Raw genomic sequence first — 2,421 nt, 5'->3', positions numbered from 1 at the left:
AAATAAAGCGCAAGCCACCGAAAAACGTGTATTGCAATATGAGTCTACCTTAAAAAAAGAATTAGAAAAATATAATTTAGGAGAGAAAACACCAATTTTATTAGGAATTATGTATCAAGAGAGTAGAGGTGAGGGAAACGACCCTATGCAGTCATCCGAATCACTTGGATTAAAGGCAAATGAAATTCAAGAGACAAGCTTGAGCATTAAACAAGGGGTAAAGCACTTTGCTAAAATGTACAAATATGGAACGGAAAAAGATGTTAGCATGGATACAATTATTCAAAGCTATAATATGGGGCCAGGGTATATTGATTTTATTGCTAGTCAAGAAGTTAAACAACACTCGGAGGATTCGGCCAAAAAATTTTCTAAGATGAAAGTTGATCAAAATCCAGCGATGTATACTTGTGGTGGAAATAAAAATAATTTTAGGTATCCATATTGTTATGGTGATTTCACATATGCCACAAAGGTAAATGAAAAAACAAAACTTATTGAAGAACTTCTTCGAAATGTACATAGCGCTTCTAAATAAGTTGCAGAATGAAATATAATGATACCGTCAGTTAATAATAATAATAGCTAAGAAAAAACTACTTCCTTTCTTAATTCACATAATTTTCAAAAATAAATCCTGTGGATGTTAATATTTGTTATATAATATATTTGTCAAAGCATTACCCCTAAAGTTTCTACAGTCAATCTGTAAGATAGTTTGTTTGGCTCGTATATTCACCTTAAACTAAAAAGAACTTGTAGAGAGTCCTACAAGTTCTTTTTGTTTTAAGGGTTAAATGTGGATTTAAAATATAGTTGCAATTTTTTGAGGGGGAAAAGTAAATGTTTATAAAAACAGAAAGATTATTAATACGGAAATTTGAGTTCAAAGATTGGCAAGCTGTTCATGAGTATACATCAGATATCAATGTTATGAAATACATACCTGAAGGGGTTTTTACTGAAGAAAATACAAGAAACTTTGTGAATGAAAACATTGGTGAAAACGCTAAGAACTTTCCTGTAGTATTAATTGATAAAGATATTCTGATTGGTCATATAGTTTTTCATAAATATTTTGGTGAGCATACATATGAGATTGGTTGGGTGTTCAATCCTAAATATTTCAATAAAGGATATGCTTCTGAAGCAGCACAAGCTACATTGGAATATGGCTTTAAGGAAATGAAATTACATAGGATTATAGCTACATGTCAACCACAAAATACCCCATCATATCGAGTAATGGAGAAGATTGGAATGAGAAGAGAAGGCTATTTCAGGAAGTGTATACCACATGGGAATGAATGGTGGGATGAATATTATTACGCTATTTTAGAAGAAGAGTAGTGTTTCAGAATGCATCATTTAAATTGACACTCTTATTCCTAAATAGGCAAGTTGACTATCTTTATTGGGGATTCTTGCTACTAAAGGCGAAGTTTATTTTCAGTATCGCTGACGTGCAAAACTTTGTATAATCTGATCTTATCTCTAAATCACAACTGTTACCCCATCACCATCAAGTTAAAGTTTCATTTTATTTTGCTAACTTGATCGTGATGTGACGTAACCTTAATTATTTAAAAATTTTAAAAAGGCCCCTTAGTCATGTTAAAGGGACCTTGATCACGCAAATGATCTGTAAACCAATTCATTTTTTATATATAGATCATTTGTATAATAATTTTTATAAATAATTGCTAAATAGTGAATTTACATAAATGCTTTTAGTAGTTCTTGAATTAATGGGATTGCTCCACCTATAAATTTTAAAACTGCCATTGCGATTTCCATATTATTCTCTCCTCTTTTTCGTATTAAGATGTAGTAAATCTTTATAACCTTATTATAGTAAGCGCTTACAATTATAACAATACATTTTCGTATGCAATATTGCATATTTATACATTAGATCTCTATTATTCATTTTTTAATGGTACTATAGCGAGGTGAGAGTCTTTAAGGGTTCTGCTTAATAGGAGGAAATATGGAAAGAGTGCAAGCGATTTACAGTAATCAAAAATTTAAGAGTTGGGTTAAACAGGTATTAGCTGTAGGAGGAGTAATAGGGTGCTGTTATTTGGTGTTATATGTTTTCTGTTTCTTAGTTATCATGTAAATAGTATACAACTAAACTAGTAGAGTCTTGCCTAGAAAGGTAAGGCTCTTTTATTGTAGTACCTGGAGATGAGCAAACTACATACAATATCTCTCAGGTTTTTCAGATCACTTTGTACGGTTTCTTGTTTAGAACACTAATTCCTAGCATTGAAAACAGAATTCTATGGATAAAAAATATGTTTTTACTAGATACATATTAAAAAGACAAGCATAAATTATATTAGATTTTGACAAAGTCTTTTTGATTTCGAAAAGGATTTAAATCTTACTTATAGATTTGATTCCTTTTTATATAAT

The 2,421-nt window shown here is 30.6% G+C and carries 3 protein-coding genes; 2 read left to right on the top strand and 1 reads right to left on the bottom strand.

Translation table 11 applies throughout. The features are described 5' to 3' along the window. Together ACQGSG_RS28300 and ACQGSG_RS28295 are read left to right on the top strand one after the other, a co-directional pair. The coding region (locus tag ACQGSG_RS28300) for a lysozyme family protein (RefSeq protein WP_426948639.1) at positions 1-538 on the top strand (538 nt) is incomplete at its 5' end. A gap of 305 nt (positions 539-843) precedes the next feature. Continuing rightward, positions 844-1,350 (top strand): GNAT family N-acetyltransferase, encoded by a 507-nt coding sequence (locus ACQGSG_RS28295; RefSeq protein ID WP_000470144.1) that lies wholly within the window; start codon positions 844-846, stop codon positions 1,348-1,350. Between the two features lie 366 nt (positions 1,351-1,716). Here ACQGSG_RS28295 and ACQGSG_RS28290 read toward each other — a convergent pair whose 3' ends face one another. Further along, complete coding sequence (locus tag ACQGSG_RS28290) at positions 1,717-1,902, bottom strand: hypothetical protein (protein ID WP_001987408.1); 186 nt, start codon at positions 1,900-1,902, stop codon at positions 1,717-1,719. Between the last annotated feature and the right edge of the window lie 519 nt (positions 1,903-2,421).

The sequence above is a fragment of the Bacillus sp. GMa5/1 genome (assembly GCF_050172015.1).
Taxonomy (GTDB): domain Bacteria; phylum Bacillota; class Bacilli; order Bacillales; family Bacillaceae_G; genus Bacillus_A; species Bacillus_A cereus.
The sequence above is the reverse complement of the archived record's forward strand: the minus strand, read 5'-3'. Positions and strand labels throughout refer to the sequence as shown.

Excerpts from the sequence above, each read along its gene's own strand:
- ACQGSG_RS28295 (WP_000470144.1), top strand. The coding sequence starts at position 844 with ATGTTTATAAAAACAGAAAGATTATTAATACGGAAATTTGAGTTCAAA.
- ACQGSG_RS28290 (WP_001987408.1), bottom strand. The coding sequence starts at position 1,902 with ATGCAATATTGCATACGAAAATGTATTGTTATAATTGTAAGCGCTTAC.